This window comes from Rhodococcus sp. 05-340-2 (assembly GCF_002258915.1).
GTDB lineage: Bacteria > Actinomycetota > Actinomycetes > Mycobacteriales > Mycobacteriaceae > Rhodococcoides.
In genome coordinates this window covers 118,407-143,029 of the sequence record NZ_NOYU01000025.1, presented here as the reverse complement: position 1 = coordinate 143,029, position 24,623 = coordinate 118,407, and the positions used below count along the sequence as shown (strand labels likewise).

26 protein-coding genes are annotated in these 24,623 nt (G+C 65.6%); 14 read left to right on the top strand and 12 right to left on the bottom strand.

The features are described 5' to 3' along the window. The first annotated feature begins 21 nt into the window (after window positions 1-21). Window positions 22-561 (top strand): hypothetical protein, encoded by a 540-nt coding sequence (locus tag CH271_RS13450; protein ID WP_094633893.1) that lies wholly within the window; start codon window positions 22-24, stop codon window positions 559-561. Window positions 562-567: 6 nt separating this feature from the next. Here the strand turns inward: CH271_RS13450 and CH271_RS13445 are convergent, their stop codons facing one another. Further along, on the bottom strand, window positions 568-1,527 hold the full coding sequence (locus CH271_RS13445; protein WP_094633892.1) for an SDR family NAD(P)-dependent oxidoreductase: 960 nt from the start codon (window positions 1,525-1,527) through the stop codon (window positions 568-570). Window positions 1,528-1,598: 71 nt separating this feature from the next. On the opposite strand from CH271_RS13445, the gene CH271_RS13440 reads away from it, so the two are divergent. From CH271_RS13440 to CH271_RS13425, 4 genes are all read left to right on the top strand, one after another. Beyond that, a complete protein-coding gene (locus CH271_RS13440) occupies window positions 1,599-3,512 on the top strand; it encodes an alpha-amylase family protein (RefSeq protein WP_094633891.1) in 1,914 nt (637 codons plus the stop codon). A 74-nt stretch (window positions 3,513-3,586) separates the two neighbouring features. Next, a complete protein-coding gene (locus CH271_RS13435; RefSeq protein ID WP_037191458.1) occupies window positions 3,587-4,543 on the top strand; it encodes an alpha/beta hydrolase in 957 nt (318 codons plus the stop codon). A gap of 17 nt (window positions 4,544-4,560) precedes the next feature. Then, window positions 4,561-4,920: a VOC family protein gene (locus CH271_RS13430; protein ID WP_037191459.1), complete on the top strand. Its 360-nt coding sequence runs from the start codon at window positions 4,561-4,563 to the stop codon at window positions 4,918-4,920. A 10-nt stretch (window positions 4,921-4,930) separates the two neighbouring features. Next, on the top strand, window positions 4,931-5,401 hold the full coding sequence (locus tag CH271_RS13425) for an SRPBCC family protein (RefSeq protein WP_094633890.1): 471 nt from the start codon (window positions 4,931-4,933) through the stop codon (window positions 5,399-5,401). On the opposite strand, the gene CH271_RS13420 is transcribed toward CH271_RS13425, so the two are convergent. Further along, the gene (locus tag CH271_RS13420; protein WP_094633889.1) at window positions 5,367-6,248 is read right to left on the bottom strand and encodes a PE-PPE domain-containing protein; all 882 of its coding nucleotides are present in this window, start codon (window positions 6,246-6,248) and stop codon (window positions 5,367-5,369) included. The two genes, CH271_RS13425 and CH271_RS13420, sit on opposite strands and share 35 nt — an antisense overlap. A 75-nt stretch (window positions 6,249-6,323) precedes the next feature. Continuing rightward, on the bottom strand, window positions 6,324-7,691 hold the full coding sequence (locus CH271_RS13415) for a WS/DGAT domain-containing protein (RefSeq protein WP_094633888.1): 1,368 nt from the start codon (window positions 7,689-7,691) through the stop codon (window positions 6,324-6,326). A 193-nt stretch (window positions 7,692-7,884) separates the two neighbouring features. On the opposite strand from CH271_RS13415, the gene CH271_RS13410 reads away from it, so the two are divergent. After that, window positions 7,885-9,237 carry a sialidase family protein gene (locus tag CH271_RS13410; protein WP_141217037.1) on the top strand — a complete coding sequence of 451 codons (1,353 nt, stop codon included), beginning with the start codon at window positions 7,885-7,887 and terminating at the stop codon, window positions 9,235-9,237. Window positions 9,238-9,294: 57 nt separating this feature from the next. Here the strand turns inward: CH271_RS13410 and CH271_RS13405 are convergent, their stop codons facing one another. Next, a complete protein-coding gene (locus CH271_RS13405; protein WP_037191464.1) occupies window positions 9,295-10,116 on the bottom strand; it encodes a hypothetical protein in 822 nt (273 codons plus the stop codon). Window positions 10,117-10,249: 133 nt separating this feature from the next. Then, complete coding sequence (locus CH271_RS13400) at window positions 10,250-10,828, bottom strand: TerD family protein (RefSeq protein WP_037191665.1); 579 nt, start codon at window positions 10,826-10,828, stop codon at window positions 10,250-10,252. 226 nt (window positions 10,829-11,054) lie between these two features. On the opposite strand from CH271_RS13400, the gene CH271_RS13395 reads away from it, so the two are divergent. After that, window positions 11,055-11,804 (top strand): DUF1906 domain-containing protein, encoded by a 750-nt coding sequence (locus tag CH271_RS13395; RefSeq protein WP_094633886.1) that lies wholly within the window; start codon window positions 11,055-11,057, stop codon window positions 11,802-11,804. 158 nt (window positions 11,805-11,962) lie between these two features. Here the strand turns inward: CH271_RS13395 and CH271_RS13390 are convergent, their stop codons facing one another. Further along, entirely contained in the window at window positions 11,963-12,823 is an 861-nt protein-coding gene (locus CH271_RS13390) for an Rv1157c family protein (RefSeq protein WP_052047746.1), read from the bottom strand. A gap of 303 nt (window positions 12,824-13,126) precedes the next feature. Between CH271_RS13390 and CH271_RS13385 the strand changes: the two genes are divergently transcribed. After that, window positions 13,127-14,347 (top strand): mannosyltransferase, encoded by a 1,221-nt coding sequence (locus tag CH271_RS13385; RefSeq protein WP_094633885.1) that lies wholly within the window; start codon window positions 13,127-13,129, stop codon window positions 14,345-14,347. On the opposite strand, the gene CH271_RS13380 is transcribed toward CH271_RS13385, so the two are convergent. Beyond that, window positions 14,289-14,573, bottom strand: coding sequence for a 4a-hydroxytetrahydrobiopterin dehydratase (locus CH271_RS13380; protein WP_037191468.1), 285 nt, complete (start codon window positions 14,571-14,573; stop codon window positions 14,289-14,291). The two genes, CH271_RS13385 and CH271_RS13380, sit on opposite strands and share 59 nt — an antisense overlap. A 14-nt stretch (window positions 14,574-14,587) precedes the next feature. Between CH271_RS13380 and CH271_RS13375 the strand changes: the two genes are divergently transcribed. Next, window positions 14,588-15,001 carry a (deoxy)nucleoside triphosphate pyrophosphohydrolase gene (locus tag CH271_RS13375; protein ID WP_094633884.1) on the top strand — a complete coding sequence of 138 codons (414 nt, stop codon included), beginning with the start codon at window positions 14,588-14,590 and terminating at the stop codon, window positions 14,999-15,001. Here the strand turns inward: CH271_RS13375 and CH271_RS28845 are convergent. Further along, on the bottom strand, window positions 14,979-15,155 hold the full coding sequence (locus CH271_RS28845) for a hypothetical protein (RefSeq protein ID WP_094633883.1): 177 nt from the start codon (window positions 15,153-15,155) through the stop codon (window positions 14,979-14,981). The two genes, CH271_RS13375 and CH271_RS28845, sit on opposite strands and share 23 nt — an antisense overlap. Before the next feature lie 175 nt (window positions 15,156-15,330). Here CH271_RS28845 and typA point away from each other — a divergent pair, with 175 nt between their 5' ends. The 5 genes from typA to CH271_RS13350 all read left to right on the top strand — a co-directional run bounded on the left by typA (window position 15,331) and on the right by CH271_RS13350 (window position 20,864). Next, window positions 15,331-17,268 (top strand): translational GTPase TypA, encoded by a 1,938-nt coding sequence (gene typA / locus CH271_RS13365; protein WP_037191470.1) that lies wholly within the window; start codon window positions 15,331-15,333, stop codon window positions 17,266-17,268. A gap of 106 nt (window positions 17,269-17,374) precedes the next feature. Beyond that, window positions 17,375-19,156: an ABC transporter family substrate-binding protein gene (locus CH271_RS13360; RefSeq protein WP_094633981.1), complete on the top strand. Its 1,782-nt coding sequence runs from the start codon at window positions 17,375-17,377 to the stop codon at window positions 19,154-19,156. Window positions 19,157-19,248: 92 nt separating this feature from the next. After that, the gene (mshB, locus tag CH271_RS13355; RefSeq protein ID WP_094633980.1) at window positions 19,249-20,142 is read left to right on the top strand and encodes an N-acetyl-1-D-myo-inositol-2-amino-2-deoxy-alpha-D-glucopyranoside deacetylase; all 894 of its coding nucleotides are present in this window, start codon (window positions 19,249-19,251) and stop codon (window positions 20,140-20,142) included. Between the two features lie 44 nt (window positions 20,143-20,186). Beyond that, the gene (locus CH271_RS28840; RefSeq protein ID WP_176460714.1) at window positions 20,187-20,345 is read left to right on the top strand and encodes a hypothetical protein; all 159 of its coding nucleotides are present in this window, start codon (window positions 20,187-20,189) and stop codon (window positions 20,343-20,345) included. Between the two features lie 66 nt (window positions 20,346-20,411). Continuing rightward, window positions 20,412-20,864: a hypothetical protein gene (locus CH271_RS13350; protein ID WP_037191473.1), complete on the top strand. Its 453-nt coding sequence runs from the start codon at window positions 20,412-20,414 to the stop codon at window positions 20,862-20,864. On the opposite strand, the gene CH271_RS13345 is transcribed toward CH271_RS13350, so the two are convergent. The 4 genes from CH271_RS13345 to CH271_RS13330 form a co-directional block, all read right to left on the bottom strand. Then, window positions 20,791-21,486: a uracil-DNA glycosylase gene (locus tag CH271_RS13345; RefSeq protein WP_037191474.1), complete on the bottom strand. Its 696-nt coding sequence runs from the start codon at window positions 21,484-21,486 to the stop codon at window positions 20,791-20,793. The genes CH271_RS13350 and CH271_RS13345 overlap by 74 nt on opposite strands. Before the next feature lies 1 nt (window position 21,487). Continuing rightward, window positions 21,488-22,936, bottom strand: coding sequence for a PH domain-containing protein (locus tag CH271_RS13340; RefSeq protein ID WP_094633979.1), 1,449 nt, complete (start codon window positions 22,934-22,936; stop codon window positions 21,488-21,490). A 77-nt stretch (window positions 22,937-23,013) separates the two neighbouring features. Further along, the gene (locus CH271_RS13335; protein ID WP_037191476.1) at window positions 23,014-23,493 is read right to left on the bottom strand and encodes a PH domain-containing protein; all 480 of its coding nucleotides are present in this window, start codon (window positions 23,491-23,493) and stop codon (window positions 23,014-23,016) included. 19 nt (window positions 23,494-23,512) lie between these two features. Next, the gene (locus CH271_RS13330; protein WP_037191479.1) at window positions 23,513-24,556 is read right to left on the bottom strand and encodes a zinc-binding metallopeptidase family protein; all 1,044 of its coding nucleotides are present in this window, start codon (window positions 24,554-24,556) and stop codon (window positions 23,513-23,515) included. Between the last annotated feature and the right edge of the window lie 67 nt (window positions 24,557-24,623).

Genomic DNA, 24,623 nt, shown 5'->3' with positions numbered 1-24,623 from the left:
CTCGTCGGATAGCGTCGGGGGATGGCAGTCGACTTCTCGTGGTCTCGATTTCTGTGGATAGTCTTCGTTTTCGTCGGTGTGCCGTCGACACTCTGGGCTCTCTTGCTGTGGGCCCGGTTCAGGAAGCGCAGGGAGAGAGCGGGGACCGGCCCGCTGGGCTTGTGGGCCACCGGATCGATAGCTGTCGCATCGGGTTTCGCCGCGTGTGCAGGCTGGTTGAGCTGGTCTGCCGATCAACGGGGCGAGTTCCGTGGGCCTGGGCTCCCTGCCCCGAACGCGTTCCCGTCATGGCAGGTGGCCGCGTGCGGTGCGACGGTGGTGTTGTTGTTCCTGCTGGCCGCGCATCTGTCACGTTGGCCGAAGACGGGCGGGCACGTCGCTGCGTTGGGCACGACGGCGGGGTTCTCGACGGCGTTCTGCATCGAAGCGAGCACCGATGCCACCGGGCAGTCGGGTGTGGGTGTCATTCTGTGCATGATCGGCTGGGGAACCAGCTTGACCCTGCTGGTGCTCGTTCGGAACGCGTTCGGTGGGCTGAAGGGGCCGACAGCCGAGCGGTGAATCGAGTCAGAGTTCGACGCCCGTTGCTTCGACCACGCTCGCCCACAGTGCATCTCGCACGCGAGGTGAATCTCCACGCCACGACGGGTAGTGCGTCGGACGCGGGGCCCGGTCGTGCCAGAACGTACCGGTACTGGTCAATGCCTGGTCGGATGCGACGAGCCAGACGATGGTGTCGGCCCCGTCGTGCGCGCTGCGAAGAATCGGCTTCATCACCGAACCGAACAGTGGCATCGACCCGGTGACCCCGGGAGTGGCCGCCCAGCCAGGGTGCATGCTGTGCACCACCGGATCGTCTTCGAGCGAAAAGCGTTCGGCCAGTTGCTCTGTCACGACCACCTGCATACGTTTGGTCCTGGCGTATGCCGTCATACCGGAGTATCTGCCGTTCTCGAACTCGAAGTCGGCCGACTGCAACGGCACCGGGTACATGCCGCCGCTCGAGACGAACACGACCCGCGATCCGGCGTCGAACAGCTCGCGCAGTCCCACCGTCAGCGCGACCGGTCCGAGAACATGGGTGGCGAAAGCGGATTCGTGCCCCTGCGCGGACAGCTGCCGCTCGTCCGGCATCACCCCGGCGCAATGCACGAGCGCGTGCACCGACGTGAGTTCGGACGCCAGCGCCGCGGCCAAGGCGGCCACCGAGTCGAGGTTGCTGATATCGCACTCACGCGCCACCAGGGAGGCGTCGGGAACCTCGGCTCGGATGGCGGCGGCCGCGGACTCCAGCCGATCGGCAGACCTGCCGACCAGATGCACCCGTGCCCCGAGCCGCGCAAGTTCCTTCGCAGTGGCAGCTCCCAGACCGGACGACGCACCGGTCACCACCATGTCGATGGGGGAGGGGAACGGCGTCGGATCCGCGGCCCAGAATCGTCGCCGCACCGTGGCGCCGATGCGGGAGTATCCGGGAACGACTGCTCGGTCGAGGATCGTGTCCAGCGTGCGGGTCAGCAATGACATGCCGCTCTGATACCCCGCGGTAACCGGATGTATGCGCGTCCGCACGCCGGGGTCGATGCCAGAATGAGTGCATGGTTCACCCCGCCGTCTCCGACGTCACCCGCGAGATCCTCGCCGAACTTCCCGCACACCGACGCGAGACGTTCGAGTTGCGTCTCGAGCAGTGGTTTCCCGATCTGCACGACGCGGTCACGGCCGTCTACCCCGATCCCGACGCCGTGGCGGCGACCCTGGTGGAGATCGCTGCGCGCGCCTACGCCGCCCGCCCGGAGGATCTGCACCGGCTCGATCAGCGCCGTTTGCTCGAACCGGACTGGTTTCAGCAGCCGGACATGTTCGGCTACGCCTGTTACGTCGACCGGTACGGACAGACGCTGCGCGGGGTGGGCGAACGGCTCGACCATCTGACCGGTCTGGGTGTCACCTACCTGCACCTGATGCCGCTGCTGCAACCGCGGCCCGGCGACAACGACGGCGGATACGCGGTGATGGACTACCGAGCGGTGCGCGAGGATCTCGGTACCAACGAGGACCTGCGGGCGCTCGCGGAGACACTACGTGGACGCGGCATCAGTCTTGTGGTCGACCTGGTACTCAATCACGTTGCTCGCGAACACGAATGGGCCGAGAAGGCGCGCTCGGGTGATCCGAAGTACCGAGACTACTTCCTGATCTATCCCGATCGCACCACCCCGGACTCGTACGAGCGCACTCTCCCCGAGGTGTTTCCCGACTTCGCGCCCGGCAGCTTCACGTTCGACGACACACTCGGCGAGTGGGTGTGGACGACGTTCAACGAATGGCAGTGGGATCTGAACTGGGCCAATCCCGCTGTGCTGCAGGAGTTCGCGAGCATCGTGCTGCACCTGGCCAATCTCGGGGTCGAAGTGCTTCGCCTCGATGCGATCGCATTTCTGTGGAAACGGCTCGGTACCAACTGCCAGAACCAACCCGAGGTGCATGCGGTCACCCAGGCCCTGCGCGCCACCGCTCGACTCGCTGCTCCGGCCACGTTGTTCAAGGCCGAGGCGATCGTCGGACCCCGCGATCTGCTGCCGTACCTGGGTCAGGGGCGGCATACCGGACGGGTCTCGGACATCGCGTACCACAACTCGCTGATGGTGCAGGTGTGGTCGATGTTGGCAACGGGCAGTACAGCTTTGGCGCGTCACGCGTTGGCATCTTTGCCCCCGACACCGCCGAGCGGCACCTGGGTGACATACGTTCGCTGTCACGACGACATCGGCTGGGCCATCGACGACGGCGACGCGGCGTCTCTCGGACTCTCGGGCGCAGGGCATCGCCACTTCTTGGCCGACTGGTATTCCGGGGAATTCGACGGCTCGTGGGCCGAAGGCCTGGTGTTCCAGTACAACCCGGACACCGGCGACCGCCGGATCAGCGGAACCGCGGCAGCACTGACCGGTCTCGGCCCGTCCCGCTTGGATCCCGACGGCGGATTCGGGCGAATCTTCCTGGCGCACGCCATCATTGCCGGATGGGGCGGAATTCCGGTGGTGTGGAGCGGCGACGAGCTCGGCTCCCCGGGAGATCCGAACTGGGCCCAGGAACCAGCTCATGCCGAGGACAACCGGTGGGTGCACCGGCCGCGGGTGACCGACGCCGATCGCGCCGGCCGATTCCAGCAGGGGAGCGACGCGCAACGAGTGTTCGACGGCATCGCGCGGATTGCGAAGGTACGCGCCGGACTGCCGATGTTGCACGCCGAGGCGCCGGTGGACGTGCAGAGCGAGTCGGACGACGGTCTGCTGGTGGTGCGCAGGCGGCATCCCAGCGGCACTCTCGTCGCGCTCTACAACGTCACGGCCGAACACCGGTCGTTCCCGCACGCGCAGCTGATCGAACTCGGAATTCCGGCCCCGGTCGAGGTTCTCTCGCAGCACGATCTGCAGGTCGACGGCACCGGCTCGGTGTGGTTGCCGCCGTACGCGGCGTGGTGGATCGTCGACAACCCGCTGCGCTAGAAGAGGCGATGCCGTGACCGGGCTGTTACCCTCCCCGAGACGGTCGGCCGGATACGAACAAGGGGACAATCTCGATGCTGCATGCTCGGATACGAAGTCTGGTGCTCGCTGTGGTGGCGGTATTGGTCGCCACGATGGCAACGGTGCTGATGGGGACCGGTGTGGCGAAGGCCGACTCCGAGCTCGTCTACGTCTACTCGCCGTCGATGGACAAGAACATCCCGGTCAAGGTGCTCAAAGCTGCAGGCGGCGGCCCCGCACCCACTCTGTACCTGCTCGACGGCCTGCGTGCGCCCGAGAACGACAACGGCTGGCTCATCGAGACCGACGTCGAGAGCTTCTTCGCCGACAAGCACGTCAACGTGGCCATCCCGTTCGGCGGCGGCGGCACGTTCTACTCCGACTGGCAGCGCGACGACCCCAAGCTCGGACGGGTGAAGTGGGAAACGTTCCTCACCCAGGAGCTGCCTCCGTTCATGGCCGATCGGTTCGGCAGCGACAACGTCAACAACGCGGTGGCCGGACTGTCGATGAGCGGAACCTCGGCTCTGAACCTGGCCGCCCACCACCCCGACTTCTACAAGGCCGTCGCATCGTTCAGCGGTTACCCGACCGCCAGTAGCCCCGGGTTCGCGCAGGGCATCGCGGTCGCCGTCGGCGAGATGGGCGGCAACGCTCGGAACATGTGGGGTACCTGGCCGTCCGCGGACTGGATCCGCAACGATCCGTCCCTCAACGTCGGTGCGTTGCGCAACACGGCAGTCTTCGTCTCCTCGGGGAGCGGCTCACCGGCCACGGACCCTGTGTTCAATCCGGCCAGCAGCAGCTTCGACCCCGTCAAGTTCGCACAGATGGTGCCGCTCGAGACTGCAGCGGGAATGAGCAGTCGGGCATTCGTCCCCCTCCTCCAGGCAGTGGGCGGGCGTCCCAACGTCAAGATCACCGGCACCGGTGTGCACTGGTGGAACCACTGGGAGCAGCACCTGCACGAGGCATGGTTCGAGACAATCGCTCCTGCTGTCGGCGGCTGACAGCTACTCTGTCCGGCATGACGCCACCGCGGATCACCGTCGACTACACGGTGCTCGACTGCCCGGATCCCGCTGCACTCGGCCGGTTCTACAGCACCATCCTCGGATGGGAGCCCGTCCGCGACGACGGGGACTGGGTGGTGGTGCACGGCCCGGGCGAACTGCGGCTCGCCTTTCAGAAGGCGCCGGACTTCACCCCCATCGACTGGCCGAGCGAGGGCATCAAGATCCACCTCGACCTGGTGGTCGACGACATGGAACAGGCCAGGGACTTCGTCGTCGACGCCGGGGCCGAACTCATCGACCACGCGCAGCCCTCGTTCTGGGTGTATCGCGATCCCGCGGGGCACATCTTCTGCCTGTGCAAAAGAGAATGAAGGAACCGTCATGGTCAGCGAAACCCACCCGGTACTCGTCGAGCGATCGGCCCTCGTCCGGGCGGACGCCGCCACCGTGCACGCGCTGATCGACAACTTTCACCATTGGCAGCAGTGGTCGCCCTACGAGGGACTCGACCCTGGTTTGCAGCGCACCTACACCGGCCCCGACGCCGGAGTGGGTGCGTCGTACACGTGGTCGGGTAACCGCAAGGCCGGCGCGGGGACGATGACCATCACCGAATCGATTCCCGAACGAATCGTGCTCGACCTCGCGTTCACCAAGCCGCTGAAGAACCGGAACGTCACGGCGTTCCTGCTCGAGCCCGTCGCCGACGGAACCCGGGTGACCTGGCGCATGTCGGGAAAGCAGAACAAGCTGTTCGCACTGATCGGAAAAGTGTTCTCTATGGACAAGCTCGTCGGGCCGGATTTCGAGAAGGGGCTCAGGCAGCTCGCGGCTGTGGCCGAGAAGGCCTGAGCATCTCCTCGCGTCGATCCGCTTGCTCGCCCAACCACCGGGCGAGAACCTGACATCCGGTCGAGTCGTCCTCGTACGGTTCGCGCGCGTATGCGATGTGCCTGCCGCCGCCGGGATTGGCCCATTCGAATCGGTGCCAGCGCAACGACTGCGGTAGATACCCGGCCACTTCGACGGCCGCGGTGCGGAGGCGTCGAACATCCTTCGCCCACTGCGAGGGCCGAAGGCGGGTTCGGGTCGCGTTCTGAAAGCTGTTGCTGCGCAGTAGGTTCCACAGTTCACGCAGCCAGATCTTCGGGGTCCGAAAAGACATCCATCGGGTGAGGTCCGCAATGTCACGGATCAGGCTGTCGTCGCTGGCGTTGCAGATCATGTCGGACCTCAGACCGATCCACTCGACCGGAATCGACTCGGGCAGAGCCGGACCTGTACCGGCGACGCCACGTCCGGTGCATCCGTCGACGGCACCGACCGGCTGCTGAGGATCCGATATCAGACCAGCGGCAACGATGCGGCTGCCGTCGATCGTTCCGTCGTGCACCAGACCGAGCACCTCGCGGACGACGGTCGCTCCCTGGGAGTACCCGATCAGAGCGATCGGTCCGCTGGTGCCCTCGACGGCGCGGCGCAGGCGTCTGACGCCGATGTCTGCGCTGTGTCGAAAGCACAGCCCGCCGAATGCGACCGGACCGTACGACGCCGGATAGCCGACCCACCGGCCGACGAAGCGGTCGTCGAGCTCGCCCACGACGCAGGCCAGCAGGCCGGTCACCCGCGTCCGGTGGTCGGACGGATGTGATTCTCCGGTACCTCCGACGGCGAGTACGGTGACCTTCTCCTGGCTCATGGCTGTCAGTCTGGTGGGCGAACCTGAGCCGGACGCCCGACAAATACTGAGAACTGTCTGGCAGTTCGGTCCGGGTCAGGCCAGAGCAGTGCGTACGTCGTCGAGGGCGTCGCGGAGGAGTGCCTCGTACAGATCCGGGTCGGGTACGGCCGCGCTGTTGGACGTGATGCCGACGGTGACGGTATCGCCGATGCCGTGAACTCCGTGGGTCAGGCTCATGGCAGGGGACAAAGCCGGGAAACCTGCGGTGAATCGGACGGAGCCGCCGCCGAACGTGAGGTCTGCGGCACCGCGCGAGACGCTGGACACGACGGTGTTCCCGGTGACCGCCGGAGGGGAAGCGGTCGGATCGAACTGCGCGACGCCCCATTCGGCGAGAAAAGCCGGCACGTGGGCTTCGACGTCGTCCTGTGATGCGCGGGCTGCCTGCGACAGCGGATGATCCGCGCGAGCTCGGCGCGCGGCCAGATCGGCGGCGACGAGTCGGCTGCGAGTACGGATGTCCGGTTCGGCGGGAAACAGTCCGACGCCGACGTTTCCGAAATTGTTTCGCGCGTCGGCTCGTGCATCCCTGGCGACGGTGACCTCGGCGGCCAGATCCGCCGGATCTTCGAGAAGGCGTTGGAGCGCAACAGACAGTGCGGTCAGCACGAACGTGGTGACGGTGGTACCGCCGGACTGCAGGTCGGTCTTGCGGAGCACGATGGTCCGCACGGACGTCCGTCCGGTGGGGGCGACGTCGAGCGCGGTCAGAGGGCGCGAATGTGTGGGCGGGGGAATCTCACCCGAGTCGGTGCATCGTTCGAGGCTCAGCGCGTCGCGTCGGGCACGGACGCCGCCGCGAACCATCTGTGCCAGTCGCAGCGGAAGAGCCGCAGCGGCAACCATCGAAGATGCCAGCTCTGATACCGGAGGGAGTTCTTCCGGGGCCGAAGCAGGTGTGAGTGGATGCGTGCCGAACAGGTCACGGGCAGTGCGAGCGGCCAATGTGCCATCGGCCGCTGCGTGCGAAAGTTGTAGCACGGCAACGAGGGCCGTGCCGCCGGGAGCGTCGGCGATGTTCGGATACAGGTGTAGGTGCCACACCGAAACTCGGGGGTCGACCTGACGCTCGAACGAGGCTGCGATCGCATCGAGGCACTCCGACCAGGTGTTCGTCGTCCGGTGGACGGAGATCGTGTCGGACCGCGGACCCGCCTCGGTCCAGCGCGGGTAGTCGAGACCGCATGCCACGTCGGTGATGCGTCGACTCAGGACCTCCATGCGGCTGCTGCGCTCGTACAGTCGTGCCACCTCGGCGTCGACGTCCGCGGACCCGCTGTCGAAGCAGTACAGCAGAAACTGGTCGCTCGGAATCTTCGACGCCATCCAGTACGCGCGAGCATCGGCCGGATGCAGGCGCGTCGATCCGGGGCGTCGGTGGTCGGCTCGAGCGCGGGGCACGCGTCGAGCCTATGCGGCCCACTACGAATCGAGATTTTCCATACTGACCGGTTCTGTTCTGTGAAGTATCACCAGGACGGGCCGAGGACTTCTTCGATTGCCTGGAGGTCTACCGGCGGCATCGGCGCTAGCCTGATCCAATGCATCGACCAGCACTGTCGCCGCAACGCTGCGGCACCTCATGGCGGGTGTCGTGACGCCCAGAGTTGCGTCGGGCTATCGGGCAGGACTGCGTTCCTCGACCAACGCCGCTGCATCGGCCGATTTCGTCACCGACATCTCCTACACCGAGTACGGCTCCGCGGCCTGCACCCTCGGGGTCGCCGCGGACAACACCGTCTTCGTCGCGCCCGCGTACACCGTCGACGGTGTCGGTGTACTGCGCTCCTCGGACTTCGGAAAGTCATGGCGTGCATCGGTTCCCGAGGGTGTGCAACAGAGTCGCAATCGTCCGTATCTGTACTTCGACGACGTCGACGAGCGACTGTTCCTGCACGCCGGCCGATTCGACGCGGTGCCGCCCCATCCGCTGAGAACGGGCTTCACCCTCGGAGTCAGTGACGATCGGGGCGAAACCTGGCGCACGCGAAAAGTGGCATCGAAAGCCAGGGCGGACGCCAAAGTATTTGCCGGACCGAGTATTTCACGGGAGGGAAGGGTTACGTACCTCTCTGCGCCGACGCCGTTCGCAGTGCGGGTGCGGCCACTGATCAACGTCACCCGTCAGGTCATCTGGCGGTCCTTCGACGGCGGTGTGAAGTGGGAGGTGGCCGGTGGTTTCGACATCGACTCGAAGAACATCCCCGGGTTACCGAGCCGGGAGTACGTTGCCTTCGGTAAGGGCGTCGTCGGTCCGGACGGCACGGTCTACATCGGTGGCCGCTACGGTCGACGGTTCGCGGTGGCGGTCAGTCGCGACGAGGGCCTGACGTGGGACGTTCGGATGGTTCCGGGGTCGGCGTTGGCGAAGTACCACAACGCTGTGCATTTTCTGTTGCTCGGTTCGCGTTACCTGCTGCCGGAGTCGATGGCCGTCGACGACGACGGAAACGTGTACGCGGTGTGGCCGGACCGCGACGGATTGCTGCATGCCGCCTGGTCCTCGGACGGTGCGGTCAGCTGGTCGAGGCCGGTGGTGGTATCGGCACCAGGAGTGCGCGACGCTCGCTTCGGTGCGATCACCGCCACCGGGTCCGGGCGGGTGGGTATCGCGTACTACGGACGTGAGAAGGGTCGTGCGTTCCACGGCTTCATCGCGCAGTGCCGCGACTTCCGTACCGGAGGCCCGGTGTTCGTCGGTGGAAAGTACAACGAACCCGATGCACCGTTGTTTCCGTACGGGTTCTGCAGTGTCGTACCGGGTTTCGGGTTGGGGCGCTCGCTCAACGAGATCGTTCGCGTGCATTTCGCCCCCAACGGTGACCTCGTGACCGGCGCCGCGATGCAGATGCGGGGAAGAAACAGGCAACGCCCCTGGGCGGCGCGATCGGAACACACCGAGATGCAGGCGGTCCTGGGACGGCTGGGCCGAGTCGTCAGAGCGTAAAGGCCGAAAGGCCCTGCAGCAGTGCGCTGCAGGGCCTTTCGTGGTCTTGCGTAACCCCTAGGCGACGTTGATCATACCGACGGTGGGGAAGAAGAAGCAGCTCTTGTCCGAACCGTCGAGGGCCTTGTGGTTCACGGTGCCGAACACCGCGGCGAGAACGGTTCCCGATCCGGTTTCGACGGGTACGGCGCGGGCACCGGCGGCAGGCAGCGAGTCGATCGCGCCGATGACGAACGGCCGAACGATGTCCTTCGCCGCGTCGGGCACGCCGGAATTGGTGAGGATCGAATCGGCGAGAGTGGTTGCCAAGCCGCCGAAGTCGGCGAATCCGCCCTGCAGGGTGTTGACGTTGAACCAGGCGACCTGCATCCCGGTCTTGTTCTCGGAATCGTTCACGATTCCGGCCGGGACGAATGCGAACATCGTTTCGCCCTTGTCGACTGCATTGAGCTCGGGAATCTCGATGGACGGCAGGAACGGCAACGTGGGGATGGCCGGCGCGGTCAGCTGCGGCCAGGGCCCTGCCGCTCCGCCCGCGACACCGGGAACGATGCCGAGGGGCGAGCTCGCCGTTGCAGAGCAGTTGATCGCTGCGGTGGGGTAGAAGAACGGCGTGATGCCGAAGTCTGTGAGGGCTTTGTTGGCTGCGTTCAGTGCGGCGAACGGATCGACGTTCGCATCCTCGGCGACCGGGGTGCGTGAGTCGGCGATCGCGGTCGCGGCGTCGAGCGAGGCACCGCCCTGTCCCTGCAGTGCGGCGATCGCCTGCGCCAGCGGATCGGCCGGTGCCGGATCCGCTGCCGCGGTGGCGGGAACAGCGAGCAATGCCGCGCAGGAGAGCGCGAGCGCGCCCGCCAAGCGGCCGAGGCGACGAGACATGTGTGACTCCTGTGACTGATGTGGCTTATGTTGCGGTTGCGCTGATATCACCACACATCATCTTGGCGTCACAAGCTCAGCCGGAATCCGTTGTCCAATCGAGACGGTGCATTCGAGACAGTTCGCGGAGAACTCAGCCCACGTCGATGCCGAAGTCGCGCACGATTCCCTCCAGGCCCGATGCATAGCCCTGGCCGATGGCGCGGAACTTCCATTCGGCCCCGCGCCGGTACAGCTCGCCGAACACCATGGCCGTTTCGGTGGAGGCGTCTTCACTGAGGTCGAAGCGGGCGAGTTCGCGCCCGTCGGACTTGTCCACCACGCGGATGAAGGCGTTGACGACCTGACCGAAGTTCTGGCCCAGGGCGTCGGCGTTGTGAATGGACACCGGGAAGACGATGGAGTCGACGTCCGGGGTCAGGGCCACCAGGTCGACATCGATGCTCTCGTCGTCGCCCTCGCCCTCGCCGGTCCGGTTGTCGCCGGTGTGCTCGATGGCACCGTCGGGGGAGCGCAGGTTGTTGTAGAAGACGAAGTAGCTGTCGCTCAGTGCCTTCTTCGTGGTGCGAAGTCCGATGGCGCTGGCGTCGAGATCGAAGTCGCCGCCGGTGGTAGCGCGGACATCCCAGCCCAGTCCCACGCTGACGGCGGTCAGATTCGGTGCTTCTTTGGTCAGCGAGACATTTCCACCCTTGGCAAGCGTTACGCCCATGTCCATCCACTCCTCAGCGCGTTCGTCCGTGCATCGTCCTCTCCACCATATTCATGTTCGTGATGTCGATGCTCGAGGTGCTCGTGTGAAGCCGGAGGAAAACGTGATGCGTGTGAGCAGTGTGGCTGGCGGTACCGATGGGATTGTGGTGGGATACGACAAACGATGGAAGCTAGCAGTGGTTGTGCGATTTCTCGGGTAGGCGCGCCGCGGCGATCGAACGACAATGGAGATTTTTGTGCAGGTTTCGCGACGTGAACTGTTCAAGTACGCCGCCGCGGGGTCCGCGGCTGCCGTCGGATTGGTTGCGCTGGGCACAGCGACCGCGCACGCCGACGCCGGACTCGGCACACTCGTCGACTATTCGGGTGGAGTGCCGTCTGCCTCGGCGATCAAACAGGCCGGTCACCTCGGGGCTGTCCGATACGTCTCCGATCGGCGGCCGGACGCGAACTGGATGATCGGCAAGCCGATGCGTAAGTCCGAGGCGGAGTCGCTGACCTCCGCCGGGCTGGAGGTGGTCTCGAACTACCAGTTCGGCAAGGGCGCGACGTCGGATTGGCGTGGTGGGTACGCAGCGGGCGTGAAGCATGCCACGCGTGGCCTCGAACTCCACACGGCTGCAGGCGGTCCGGCTGACCGTCCGATCTACGCGTCCATCGACGACAACCCCACCGCAGTGGAGTTCGCAACCTTGATCGCGCCGTACATCCTGGGCTGGCAGTCGGTGATCGGAGCCGAGAACACGGGGATCTACGCCAATTCACCGACCATCGAATTGGCCTCGGTCGCCGGACTCGGCCAGTGGTATTGGCAGCACAATTGGGGAACACCCAAGGGTTTCGTTCATCCCGACGCGCACATTCATCAGATCCGAATCGACAAGGATTTCGTGGGCGGAGTCAAAGTCGACATCAACAACATTCTCAAAGCCGATTACGGGCAGTGGTCGAAATCTGCCACCAACATTCTCTGAAATACCATCGATGTAATTCATTCGGACAATCTCTGAATGCAGTGCGACATTCGGTGTCTGCCGCTCGCACATTCTTTCCGAATTGCCCTGTACCAACATTTCGCCCCCGGCTTCTCATGGAAGCCGGGGGCGAACTGCGTCGGTGGTGCAGCTACGAGCTACGGAACGTAGACCGTACCGATGGTGGGCAGGAAGGTGCAGCTGCGCGGCGCTGCCGCCGGGTCTTCCTTCGACTGCGTGGTGATCGAACCGGAGACGACCGACAGGACGCGTCCGGGGCCGGTGTCGGCGATCGCGGACAGCGTCGCCGGACCGTCGGCGTTGATCATGGCCGCGCCGGTCAGATCCTGGGTACCCGAGCGACGGTTGTCGATGTTGAGCCAGGTCACCGTCAGAGGGGCTGCCTGCTCTGCGGCGATCGGTGCGGTGCCGAGGGCGGTGAAGACGAAGCCGGCCTGGCCTGCACCCGGTCCGGGAGGCGGCAGAGTGGCGGGGCCGGGTACGGCCAGAGCGGTTCCGACGGAATCTGCGGTGTCGGAGATGCACCCCATGCCGAGCGTCGGGTACAGGAACTGGGCGATGACGGGTCCGTCGGCCGGCAGGTCCGGTCCGCCGCCGCCGGAGCCGTCCAGGAACGTGATGACGCGCTCGAGCAGGGCCTTGACCTGGTCCGGCAGCTGCGCCGTCTCGAGCAGCGCGCGGGCCTGACCCAGCAGGTCGGCGGCCGGAGCGGCTCCCACATCGGCGGGTCCGGCTGCGGCACCGAGAATGGCCGGTGCGAACGAGGCGAGTGCTTCCACCTCGGCCAGGTTGGGCATGGGCTCACCGGGAGCGGGAAGGAACTGAGCGATCAGAGCAGCGGGATCGGCCGGTGCTGCGGGCAGATCTGCCGGTGCCATCGGCACCAATGGCTGTGCGGATGCGCTGGTCGGCACGACTAGTGCGGCGGCTGCGGCTACGGCCAAGGCTGTAACTACGCGACGCGTTCCGCGGGTACGAAGCACGGTGATATTCCCCATTCTGATCATGACGCGGGCCCACGGCGACAGCCGGTGCTCGAGGGGTCACTCTATGTAGCGCAATCCCCGATGTACAGCTGTTGTCGATCGAGCCCTCCCCCGTCGCATCTATGCCAGGGCAGTCTATTGGTCACACGCTGCGAATTCTCCGCAGACGCACACGATAACCTGTTACTGAAGTTATCAGTGTGAAAGGTGATGCAAATGTTACTCGGCTGCATCCGCGGTTGGGGCGCGTGAGCGGAGCCCTATAAGCTCGACGATCGATACACGGCATCGATACCGAACGGAACCGCACGCACAGTGAACCGACTTGTTCGGCTGGCCCCCGTTCTGCTCGCGGTCTCGGTGATCAGCCGATTCGTCTGGGCCTTCGCGACGCCCAACGGAATGAACCTCGTGGACCTCCACGTCTACGTCGACGGCTCCGCGGCACTGCTCGGCGGCAATCTGTACGACTACACGTATTCGGTACAGACCCCGGACTTCCCGCTCCCGTTCACGTACCCGCCGTTCGCCGCGCTCGTGTTCTTCCCGCTGCACTACCTGCCGTTCACCCTCGTCGGCGTCCTGTGGCAGGCCGCGACCATGATCGCGCTGTTCGCCGTGGTGAGGCTGACGCTGTCGATGGTTCTCGGCGGCGAGCGCGCCGCCGAACCGCGCTGGGTGCGCATCGCACTGTTGTGGACCGCGCTGGGGTTGTGGTCCGAACCCGTGCGCACGACGCTGGACTACGGCCAGGTCAACGTGTTCCTGGTGCTGCTGGCGATTCTCGCGGTACACAGCAGCAGGTGGTGGGTGGCAGGCGGGCTGGTCGGCTTCGCTGCGGGAATCAAGCTGACCCCGGCCATCACCGGTCTGTACTTCCTGGCCACGCGCAGATGGAAGGCCGCGGCGTTCTCGGCAGTGGCCTTCGCGCTCACCGTTGCGGTCAGCTACGCGGCGCTCGGACACCAGGCGGCCACCTACTTCACCACGCTGCTCGGCGATGCCGACCGTATCGGCCCCGTCGGCTCGGTCTGGAATCAGTCCCTGCGCGGAGCGCTCAGCCGAATCGCGGGGGAGGACGTCGGGCAGGGCCCGCTGTGGATCGCCGCCGCCGTCGTCGCGACCGGACTCACGATCGCGGCATGGCGTGCGATCGGACGCGAAGACCACCTGGGCACGCTGGTGATCGTGCAACTCTTCGGCCTGCTGATCTCGCCGATCTCCTGGTCGCATCACTGGATCTGGGTGATTCCGATGGTGATCTGGCTCGTGCACGGGCCGCTGCGCGATGTCGCCGGGGCGAAGATCGTCGCGGGTTACTGGTTGGTGACGGTGACCGTGGGGGTGCCGTGGCTGCTCAGCTTCTTCCAGGAGTCGATCTGGACCATCCCCCGGCCCGCACTCGAGGCGTGGGCCGGGGCTGTCGACGTCGTGGGAGCGGCTCTGTTCCTGGGCTGGGTCGTCTACGCCGGACGCGTCACGAAGGCTCGACCAGTGAGTCGATCCGACGCGCCAGATCCACATCCTTCTGCGTGAGTCCGCCGGCAGAGTGCGTGGACAGCGTGAACGTCAGCGTCCGCCACCTGATGTCGATGTCGGGGTGATGATCCGCTTCCTCCGCGGCGTCGGCCACGCGGTTCACCGCCTCGATCGCGGCCGGAAACGATGCCAGCTCAACGGTGCGAGTCAGCGATTTTCCGAACACGGTCCATTCGGCGAGCCGGGCGTCCTCGATGTCACGGTCGGTCAGCAGTTCGGTCATAGAAAGATGGTGGCATGTCCGGTACACCCACCGCTGTGGTTGTCGCAGCCGCGTTGACGCACGACGGCAGCCTGCTGCTCGCGCAACGAACCCGTCCGCCCGAGTTGGCGGGCCTCTGGGAACTGCCCGGCGGCAAGGTCGAGCCGGGGGAGTCGGAGGACGCGGCTCTGGTGCGCGAGCTGCGTGAGGAACTGGGAGTCGAGTGCTCGATCGGAGCGGCGCTCACCGGCGACGTCGACCTGCCCGGCGGGCTGGTGCTGCGCGCCTACCGCGCTTCACTCATCTCGGGAATGCCTGCAGCGCTGGAACATTCGGCCCTGCGGTGGGTGGATGCGGCGACGCTGCCGACGATGGATCTGGTCGACGCGGATCGGCTCTGGCTACCCGAACTTCAGCAGATTCTGCTCACTTCGCCCGGGCGGTCTTGAGGCCCTTCTTCAGGTCCTTCTTGGTTGCGCCTGCCGATTCGAGCTTCTTCATTCGCATGATGACCACGGGGCATGTGATGCACCGAACCTTCTTGCGACAGCATTTTTTCTTGGGCTTCATCCCCGAGACATCTACTGCCTTTATCTTGCCCATGAGCACCAAGACTAATGGGTGGCGCAGGTCACAGACCTGAGGGTGGCGCGGGGTACCGTCGGACTACGGGTAAACTCGATCAGTCGCGAGAACCTCGCGGTGCAGCGCGCTTCTCTAGCGACATAAGCCCGCTAGCGAACAAGAGCCCGCATTCGACTCCAGGAGAATTTTTCGCGTGAGCGCCCCAAGCAGTGCAGACAACATCGACAGCACCACCACTTTTCGCAACGTAGCCATCGTTGCACACGTCGACCATGGCAAGACCACCCTGGTCGACGCCATGCTCCGGCAGTCAGGCGCGTTCGAGGAACGTGCCGAAGCGATCGACCGCGTCATGGACTCGGGTGACCTCGAAAAAGAAAAAGGCATCACGATCCTGGCCAAGAACACGGCCGTTCACAAGCGCAATGCCGACGGCACCATCACCGTCATCAACGTGATCGACACCCCCGGCCACGCCGACTTCGGCGGAGAGGTCGAGCGCGGCCTGTCCATGGTCGACGGCGTCGTCCTTCTCGTCGACGCATCCGAGGGCCCGCTTCCGCAGACCCGCTTCGTCCTGCGCAAGGCGCTCGCCGCCTCGCTCCCGGTGATCCTGGTCGTGAACAAGACCGACCGTCCCGACGCGCGTATCGAAGAAGTCGTCTCGGAGAGCCACGATCTGCTCCTCGACCTCGCGTCCGACCTCGACGACGAAGCGTCCGAGGCAGCCGAGCTCGCCCTCGACCTTCCTGTTCTCTACGCCTCCGGCCGTGAGGGCAAGGCGTCGCGTGTTCAGCCCGAGAACGGCAACGCGCCCGACGCCGAGAACCTCGACGAGCTGTTCGAGGTGCTGCTCAACTACGTCCCCGCTCCCAAGGGCAACGTCGACGCACCGCTGCAGGCACACGTCACCAACCTCGACGCGTCGGCCTTCCTCGGCCGCCTCGCCCTGGTGCGTATTCACAACGGCCAGCTCTCCAAGGGCCAGACCGTGAGCTGGATGCGCGAGGTCGACGGCGAGCCCGTCGTCCAGAAGGCCAAGATCACCGAGCTGCTCAACACCATCGGCGTCGAGCGCGTCCCCGGTGAGCGCGGCGTCGCAGGCGACATCGTCGCCGTCGCGGGCTTCCCCGACATCATGATCGGCGACACCCTCGCCGATCTGGAGGACCCGGTCGCGCTGCCTCGCATCACCGTCGACCAGCCGGCCATCTCGGTCACCATCGGCACCAACACGAGCCCGCTCGTCGGACGCGTCAGCGGCCACAAGCTCACCTCGCGCATGGTCAAGAGCCGTCTGGACCAGGAGCTCATCGGTAACGTCTCGCTCAAGGTCCTCGACATCGGTCGCCCCGATGCCTGGGAGGTCCAGGGTCGTGGCGAGCTGGCGCTGGCCATCCTCGTCGAGCAGATGCGTCGCGAAGGCTTCGAGCTCACCGTCGGCAAGCCTCAGGTGGTCACCCAGCAGGTCGACGGCAAGCTGCACGAGCCCTTCGAAGAGCTCATGGTCGACACACCGGAGGAGTACCTCGGCGCGGTCACTCAGTTGCTCGCCGCTCGCAAGGGCAAGATGGTGCAGATGACGAACCACGGCGCAGGCTGGGTTCGCATGGAATTCATCGTTCCCTCGCGTGGCCTGATCGGTTTCCGCACCGAGTTCCTCACGGACACGCGCGGCACCGGTATCGCCAACGCCGTCTTCCACGGTTACGCACCGTGGGCCGGTGAGATCCGTGCGCGCCACACCGGTTCGCTCGTCTCGGACCGCCACGGCACCGTGACCCCGTTCGCGATGATCCAGCTGGCCGATCGCGGCACGTTCTTCGTCGAGCCGGGCGCGGACACCTACGAGGGCATGGTCGTGGGCATCAACCCGCGTCAGGAAGACCTCGACATCAACGTCACCCGCGAGAAGAAGCTGACCAACATGCGTCAGTCCTCCGCAGACGTCATGGAGACCCTGGCCAAGCCCAAGAAGCTGGATCTGGAAATGGCCATGGAGTTCTGTGCAGGCGACGAGTGCGTCGAGGTGACCCCCGAGGTCGTCCGCGTCCGCAAGGTGCACCTCGACTCCAACGAGCGCGCCCGTGAGCGTTCGCGTAGCAAGACTCGCGACAAGGCTGCTCTGTAAGACTCACTTCGTGCGGCAGAAGCGACGTGCCACCCTCGCGGTGCGCGTCGCTTCTGTCGCAGAAGGTAGCCGACTACGAAGGAGATCCTCGTTGCGCAAGGTGCTGATGCCGACGGTTCTGGTTTCTGCCATCGCTCTGGTACTCACCGCGTGCACTGCGGATCCGCCGCCCCCGATCGAGAGTGTCGAGACTCCGGTCAGCACGACGATGGTTCCGGCCGAGACCGGTGATCCGGTCGTCGTGGCCATCGACGACGTCGGTATCGGGTTCAACCCACATCTTCAGGCAGATCAGTCGCCCGCCACCGCAGCGGTGAGTTCGCTGGTGCTACCCAGCCCGTTTCGCCCGGTCAGGAACCCCGATACCGGGGTGACCACCTGGGAGCCGGACCTGTCCTTGCTGATCTCGGCCGAGGTGACGTCGCAGTCGCCGTTCACCATCCGCTATCAGCTGCGCAACGAGGCCCAGTGGTCCGACAGCGCACCGATCGCCGCCGAGGACTTCCGCTACCTGTGGCAGCAGATGATCACGCAGCCCGGTGTCGTCGATCCGGCGGGGTACGCCCTGATCAGCGACGTCGCGTCCTCGGGCGGTGGCAAGACTGTCGACGTGACGCTCTCGGCGCAGTATCCGGCCTGGCAGCGACTGTTCGCCGATCTGGTGCCCTCGCACCTGCTCAAGGACTCACCCGGCGGTTTCCAAGGGGGCCTGACGGACAACGTGCCGGTCTCCGGTTCCCGGTTCAACATCAAGACCGTCGACCGGGGGCGGGACGAGATTCTGCTCGAACGCAACGACCGATTCTGGGACCGACCCGCATCACCCGACCAGATCCTCATCCGCCGCGGGGGAACCTCCGCTCAGCTGGCCGACTCACTGCGGTCCAGTGACGCGCAGATCGCCCAGGTTCGCGGGGGCTCGGCTCTGCGAGCTCAGCTCTCCGCAATTCCCGGAGTGCGAACCGACACCATCAGGCAGTCACGCGTGCTGTCGATGACGGTCAACGGTCGGGCTCCCAACATGTCCGATTCTGCTGTGCGGCAAGGGATATTCGGTCTTCTCGACCCGAATCTGCTGGCCACGGTCGGAGCAGGCGGCGGCGCGACGGATCTTCGGGCGGCGGCGCAGCTGTCCTCGCCGTCGGATCCCGGCTATTCCGCCACCGCTCCTGCCCCCATCGGCAGAACGGCCGCCCTCGATCTGCTCGACCGGGCCGGGTTCGTGCCGACACCCGACGCAGTGGTGACATCCACGCCGAACCCGAGCGCAACGACCACCGCCGCTCCGACGACGAGCCCCGACCCGACGAGCACGGGCGCTCCGGCTCCGAGTGTCACCCGCCTCGCGGACGCGACCGGTACCGCGTTGCGGTTCGTGATCGGTGCCGTCGAGAACGACGACATCGCGCTCGCGGTCGCCGGGACCGCCGCCGACGAACTCATCGGCGCGGGCATCGACGCCACCGTCACGCCACTGCCCGCCGACGAGCTGTACTCGACGGCGTTGACCGACGGAACGGTCGACGCGGTGGTCGGATGGACCAGCGCCGGAGTCGACCCTGCGACGGCCCTCGCCTCACGGTTCGGCTGCGTCGACGAACCGGCCGACGGCAGTGGCAACGGCGTCGAGGTGCCGCGCAACCTGTCCGGACTGTGCGTTCCGGAACTGCAACCGACGATCGACAGGGCACTGGTGAGCGGACTCGAGCCGTCCGTGGCCATCGACGACGTCGAGCCCAAGCTGTGGTCGCTGGCGTCGACGTTGCCGATCATGCAGGACTCGTCCGTGGTGGCTGCCGTTCCCGGCATCACCGGCGTCTCGCTGACCGGCCCGGTGGAGGTCGGGATCTTCTCCGACGCAACGCAGTGGATGCGGACACCCCGATGACCGAGCCCGTCGACACGAACGACAACAACACAGCGAGCAGCGGAGCCATGACGAACAAGTCGACGAGCGAGCCTTCCACCACGGAGCCTTCCATGACGGAGCCGCAGCGGTTGCTCCTGGTGCATGCGCATCCGGACGACGAGACCATCACCACCGGCGGCACCATTGCTCACTACGTTCGAGCCGGGGCGGACGTCACGGTCCTCACCTGCTCACTCGGTGAGGAAGGGGAAGTGATCGGCGAGACGTGGGCCGATCTGGTCGTCGACCGTGCCGATCAGCTCGGCGGCTATCGAATTCTGGAATTGCATCGCGCTCTCGCGGCGCTGGGGTGCAACCCGCCTCGGTTCCTCGGTGGAGCCGGTCGTTGGCGAGATTCGGGAATGGCCGGTACGTCTGCTGCCCGGAAGCCGCGTGCGTTCGTCAACGCCGATCGGGACGAGGCTCTCGGAGCGCTCGTGGCGGTGATACGTGAGCTCCGACCGCAGGTGGTCGTCGGATACGACCCCGAGGGCGGCTACGGCCATCCCGATCATCAGCAGGTGCACTCGTTGGTGACCGAGGCCGTCGAGGTCTGCGGGACGGATTCCCACCCCGGGGCCGGGTCGCCCTGGGAGGTGTCGAAGTTCTACTGGACCGTCACCGGCCACGATCAGTTGCAGGCGGGACTCGCAGCCATCGAGGAGATTCCCGCGCACTGGAGAATGCCCGAGGCCGGCGAGCTACCCAGCGTTCCCGAGAACACGATCACCACCGGCATCGACATCCGCGGTGTGCTCGACGCCAAGCGCGACGCACTGCGCGCGCACGCCACTCAGGTCACCGTTGCGCCGTCGGGTAGTGAGTACGCACTGTCCAACGACATCGCCCAACCGATACTGCTGGACGAGCAGTACGTGCTCGTTCGCGGCGAACTCTGCCCCGATGAGACGGGCAGAGAGAACGACCTGTTTGCCGGCGTACTAGGCTGTGCTTCGCATCACTGAACGAACCACAGCATGAATCTCATCACAGCAGGGGCGGAACACACATGTACAACTACGTAGTGCAGGACGCAATCGTGGCGTTCGTCGATTCTCTCAAGCCGCAGTTCGGCGCACAGGCAGATCTGTACCAGTACGTTCTGGGCCAGATCGCCATGGGTGCGAGCAACTTGCTCACCTCGCTGGGATACCCGCCGGTTTCCTGAGGGCCGATGCCCGGTTTCTTGGATGCGATGCACTGAAACAACCCGGGCCAAGGCAGTATTGGGCGCATGATCTCGAAGGCCGCATCCAATACTGTCGCCCTGGTGTCCTGGGCGACCGTCGCTGTACTGGTGTTCGACGGCTTCCTGTCCGGGATTCTGTCGGTCTTCTTCCTTCCGACCTATCTCGGGTCGGTGCAATTCCCCATCAGCGCAGTGCTGGGCGGAATCGCGAACGTCGCCTTGGTCCTGGCCGCACGCAAAGTCGCGGAACGGCCGATCTGGGTGGCGTCACCGCTCTTCGGATGGCTGTTCGCAATCGTGCTCTGCATGCTCGGTGGTCCGGGCAACGACGTTCTTCTCCTCGCCGATTGGCGCACGATGCTCCTCATCGTCGCCGGTGCAGGCCCGGCGGGAGTGTTGCTGTTCATGTTCCGCATGAAGGCGATCACAGCAGGCCTGCATGCCGACCCGCATCCCGCAGCACATCCTCGATCATCGTCGGAGTCAACAGTCCGGTGAAGGTGTTTCGCTGGCTCACGTGATAGCTGGCGAACACGGTGATCGACCCCAGGTCGAGCTCGACTCCGTGCCCGAATTTCGGTGCAGGCCTGGGTATCTCCCATCCGTTGGCGGCGAGTATCGGCAGCAGGGACTGCCAGCCGAAGGCTCCGAGGACCAGCACCGACCGCAGCGTCGGACGCAGCAACCGTAATTCGTCGTCCAGCCAGGGCTTGCATCTGTCGCGCTCGGCAGGAGTCGGCTTGTTCTGCGGCGGTGCGCAGTGCACCGGTGCCGTGATGCGAACTCCGTTCAGTGTCAACCCGTCTCCGATGTGCGTGGCGGTGGGTTGGCTGGCCAGGCCGACCGCGTGCATCGCGCGATAGAGAACGTCGCCGCTCCTGTCCCCGGTGAACATCCGACCGGTGCGGTTGGCGCCGTGCGCTGCCGGGGCGAGTCCGACGATCGCCATCGATGCATCGGCCGGACCGAAGCCCGGAACTGCCTTGCCCCAATATGTTTCGTCGGCGAAGGCGGCGCGCTTCTCGGCGGCGACCTGCTCGCGCCACCGCACCAGGCGAGGGCAGGCGCGGCACCCGGACACGGCGAGGTCGAGTTCCTCGATGCTCTGCGGCCGCGTCATCTCAGGTTCGTTGCAGCCAGACGTCCCCGGCTCCTGGGGTGACGGCGTCGATCATCGCCCACGCGATCTCGATGGGGATGTCGATCACCTCGTAATGTCCGACGCCTGCGGGAGTCGCAGCGACGATGGTCGCCACCCCGGCCCGACGCTGAAAGAACGTCTGCCGCACGGTCCAACCGATGATGCCCGCGGCTTCGAGGCTGTGGCGAGTCCTGTCGAGCGAACCGTGTCGGGTGATGAGCCAACCGGGCAGCACCGCATGGCCGAGGCCGCGGAAGCGATCGTGAGCGAGCCCGAATGCGGCAACGAACAACACCCCGAGTGCGATCCACGCCAGGACCGGGATCGGTGCACCGACGTACTGTGCAACTCCCAGGCCGGCGGCGATGACCAGCAGGGGAAGCACTGCCCGGGTGTAGCGGCGTCGACGCGCTGCGGGTCCGTGCTGCAGCAGAGGACGATCGGCACTACCGTGCAGACCGGCCTCGCCGAGCACGGTGGTCATCATGCGTAGCGCCTCGGCGCGTGGGGCCTGGGGGAGCAGCAGCGACGATTCTTTCTTCTCGGCGCTGACGCCGGTCATGATGGCGTCCAGCCTGGCACCACCGGCCGCACGCAGCAGCAGCGGTTCGGACAGAGAGGTGCCGCGTAGCCGCTTGCGATCGAGTGTCGACTGGCGAGTGCGCAGCAGTCCGTGGCTGACATGCATGGTGCGTCCCTGGTCCGTCACCGTCAGATTGGCGTAGGTCAGCAAGTAGCGGACGCACGCGAAGATGCTCGACACGACGAGCAGTGCCATCAGCGCCACGACGACGAACATCGCGATTCCGAATCGCTCCGCTGAGTCGATGCTGTTGGAGACCACCGACGATTTCGCCAGTGTCTGCCCGAGTCCGTACTGGAACAGCACGCCGACGGCCGCAGCGATGGTGACGATGCCGGTGATGGAGAACGGCGCGAACCGCACCCACGAGAACTGCCAGTGCGCAATCTCCACGCCGGAATCCGCTGGTGCGCTGGATGTTCCGTCGGTCGTCGGAATCTGTCCCGAGACTCGCTGCAGCAGATCTTCGCGCAGTGCAGGCACCAGTGAGGTGTCGAGGGCGTTGAGCTCGAATGCCTCACCCCTGCCTGCCTGTTGGCCGGTGCCGATGCGCAGGATGGACAGGCCGAGTACGCGATGCAGGACGTTCGCTTCCACGTCGACCGATCGAATTCTGTTGCGAGGAATCGAGAGCACCTTCTTCTGCAACACCCCGGTGCGCAGTTGTACGTGCACCGGGCCGATCCGGTAGCTGGTGGTGAACCACCGCAGAATCGCGAACACCACGACGACCGCGAGCAGGCCGACACTCCAGAAGTGGTTGCCGCTCTGGCTACCGACGAAGAACGAGATCAACAGCACCGGCAGAATCTTGATGCCCTCGTTCACCGGATGTACCAACAACATTCGCTTGTCCAGGCGCAGCCACGGCTGCTCCTCCTCGACGGCGAGCAGTTCTGCCTGGTACTGCGGGTCACCGGCGGTCACGTTGCGTCCCCGACGGTACGGCCGGCGATGTCGGTCAGTCGCGCGACCGTCTTGTCCGCGACATCCTGATCGAGTGCCGTGATCTTCACGGCGCCCGCGGACGATGCCGTCGTGACGGTGACGGTGGCCAACCCCAACAGCCGGTCGAGCGGTCCGCGTTCGGTGTCGACGGTCTGCACCCGCGAGATCGGCGCGATGCGTCGCTCCTGGCTCAGCCAGCCGGTGCGGGTGTAGACCGCGGTGTCGCTGATCTCCCAGCGATGCACGCGGTACCGCCACTGCGGCACGACCGCGATGTGCAGGGCCGCAAGCACCACCGTCGCCGCGAGAACGGCAACGTGGGGCCACGTCGTCGCATTCGAGTCGACGACGGCCCAGACGATCTGGGCGACGAAGATCGGTAGCCACAGCAGACCGGCACTCAGAGCCCAGAGCAGGCGTGCACGCGGAGACGGTTGCCACTGTGGATCGGTCATCGTTGTCACGGGTGCAAACCTAGCCGTCCGTTCGTGCCGCCGTCGTGACGACGCGGTGCACGAACCGCAACTTCTCGTGCACCGGTTGCGGAATGGTGAAGGGATAGAGGTCGCCCTTGCCCATCGACCTGTTGACCCTGTTGAACACTCCCGAGAGGATCTGCCAGTCCTCGAGGATGTCGTCGAGATCTGCGTCGTGATAGCTCGTTCGAGGAGCGACATCGTCTCGCATTGCCCAGGCTGCCAGGTCGGCGCGCACCATCACTCCGGACTCGGCCGCAGTGGCCAGTGTGTCGGTGATGTGCAGGTAGTGGGCGAAGCACTCCGCGAAGTCCTCCCACGGGTGCATCGTGGCGTACTCCGAGATGAAACTCTGCTGCCAGTCCTCGGGTGCACCGAACTTGTAGTGACGTGCGATCGCGTCCGAGTAACTTGCGCGCTCGTCGCCGAACAGCACTCGACAGTCGTCGATGAGTGGACCGTTCTCGACGAGGATGTTCTCGTAGTAGTGGCCGACCTCGTGCCGCAGATGGCCGAGCATGGTCCGATACGGTTCGCGAAGCCGCACCCTCAAGGCCTCGCGGTGTGCGTCGAGGGACTCCGCCAGGTCGATGGTGATGACACCGTTGGCATGGCCGATGGTGACCTGCTGACCGGATGTGCGGGAAGACAACAGGTCGAATGCGAGGCCGCCGTCACGCTGTCGGTACGAATCGACGGGTAGGCCCAGATCCAGCAGCTGGAAGAGAAGCTGACGTAGGGAAGCGGATGCGTCGGCCAGCTTTTCGAGTGCGATCGTGTCGTCGCTCTCGGGCCTGCGGCGTATGAGACGGCCCGCCGCACACTGCCCACTGCCGGAGTCCTCGGCAACCAGCCAGTTGCACTGCCACGACCAGTTGACGCAACGGTGCCAGCGCACCCCGTCGACGACGACCTCGTCGTCCGGGATCGCGACCAGGGTTCTGGACGGGAGATGAAGGCCGAGGAGCGTCGAGCACGATGGGCAGCTCTGCGACTCGAAGGGGGCGAGTCGGCCGCAGGCCGGGCAGGCGAAAGCGCGCATGAACAGGAGCTTCCCACGATGGCGTGCGCTTTCCCGCCCGTACGAACGAGGGCAACCTGAGTCGTTA

Bases quoted from the DNA above. Each gene is read 5' to 3' on its own strand.
- CH271_RS13450 (WP_094633893.1), top strand. From the start codon at position 22: ATGGCAGTCGACTTCTCGTGGTCTCGATTTCTGTGGATAGTCTTCGTT.
- CH271_RS13445 (WP_094633892.1), bottom strand. From the start codon at position 1,527: ATGTCATTGCTGACCCGCACGCTGGACACGATCCTCGACCGAGCAGTC.
- CH271_RS13440 (WP_094633891.1), top strand. From the start codon at position 1,599: ATGGTTCACCCCGCCGTCTCCGACGTCACCCGCGAGATCCTCGCCGAA.
- CH271_RS13435 (WP_037191458.1), top strand. From the start codon at position 3,587: ATGCTGCATGCTCGGATACGAAGTCTGGTGCTCGCTGTGGTGGCGGTA.
- CH271_RS13430 (WP_037191459.1), top strand. From the start codon at position 4,561: ATGACGCCACCGCGGATCACCGTCGACTACACGGTGCTCGACTGCCCG.
- CH271_RS13425 (WP_094633890.1), top strand. From the start codon at position 4,931: ATGGTCAGCGAAACCCACCCGGTACTCGTCGAGCGATCGGCCCTCGTC.
- CH271_RS13420 (WP_094633889.1), bottom strand. From the start codon at position 6,248: ATGAGCCAGGAGAAGGTCACCGTACTCGCCGTCGGAGGTACCGGAGAA.
- CH271_RS13405 (WP_037191464.1), bottom strand. From the start codon at position 10,116: ATGTCTCGTCGCCTCGGCCGCTTGGCGGGCGCGCTCGCGCTCTCCTGC.
- CH271_RS13400 (WP_037191665.1), bottom strand. From the start codon at position 10,828: ATGGGCGTAACGCTTGCCAAGGGTGGAAATGTCTCGCTGACCAAAGAA.
- CH271_RS13395 (WP_094633886.1), top strand. From the start codon at position 11,055: ATGGAGATTTTTGTGCAGGTTTCGCGACGTGAACTGTTCAAGTACGCC.
- CH271_RS13390 (WP_052047746.1), bottom strand. From the start codon at position 12,823: ATGGGGAATATCACCGTGCTTCGTACCCGCGGAACGCGTCGCGTAGTT.
- CH271_RS13380 (WP_037191468.1), bottom strand. From the start codon at position 14,573: ATGACCGAACTGCTGACCGACCGTGACATCGAGGACGCCCGGCTCGCC.
- CH271_RS13375 (WP_094633884.1), top strand. From the start codon at position 14,588: ATGTCCGGTACACCCACCGCTGTGGTTGTCGCAGCCGCGTTGACGCAC.
- CH271_RS28845 (WP_094633883.1), bottom strand. From the start codon at position 15,155: ATGGGCAAGATAAAGGCAGTAGATGTCTCGGGGATGAAGCCCAAGAAA.
- CH271_RS13360 (WP_094633981.1), top strand. From the start codon at position 17,375: ATGCCGACGGTTCTGGTTTCTGCCATCGCTCTGGTACTCACCGCGTGC.
- mshB (WP_094633980.1), top strand. From the start codon at position 19,249: ATGACGGAGCCGCAGCGGTTGCTCCTGGTGCATGCGCATCCGGACGAC.
- CH271_RS28840 (WP_176460714.1), top strand. From the start codon at position 20,187: ATGTACAACTACGTAGTGCAGGACGCAATCGTGGCGTTCGTCGATTCT.
- CH271_RS13350 (WP_037191473.1), top strand. From the start codon at position 20,412: ATGATCTCGAAGGCCGCATCCAATACTGTCGCCCTGGTGTCCTGGGCG.
- CH271_RS13345 (WP_037191474.1), bottom strand. From the start codon at position 21,486: ATGACGCGGCCGCAGAGCATCGAGGAACTCGACCTCGCCGTGTCCGGG.
- CH271_RS13340 (WP_094633979.1), bottom strand. From the start codon at position 22,936: ATGTTGTTGGTACATCCGGTGAACGAGGGCATCAAGATTCTGCCGGTG.
- CH271_RS13335 (WP_037191476.1), bottom strand. From the start codon at position 23,493: ATGACCGATCCACAGTGGCAACCGTCTCCGCGTGCACGCCTGCTCTGG.
- CH271_RS13330 (WP_037191479.1), bottom strand. From the start codon at position 24,556: ATGCGCGCTTTCGCCTGCCCGGCCTGCGGCCGACTCGCCCCCTTCGAG.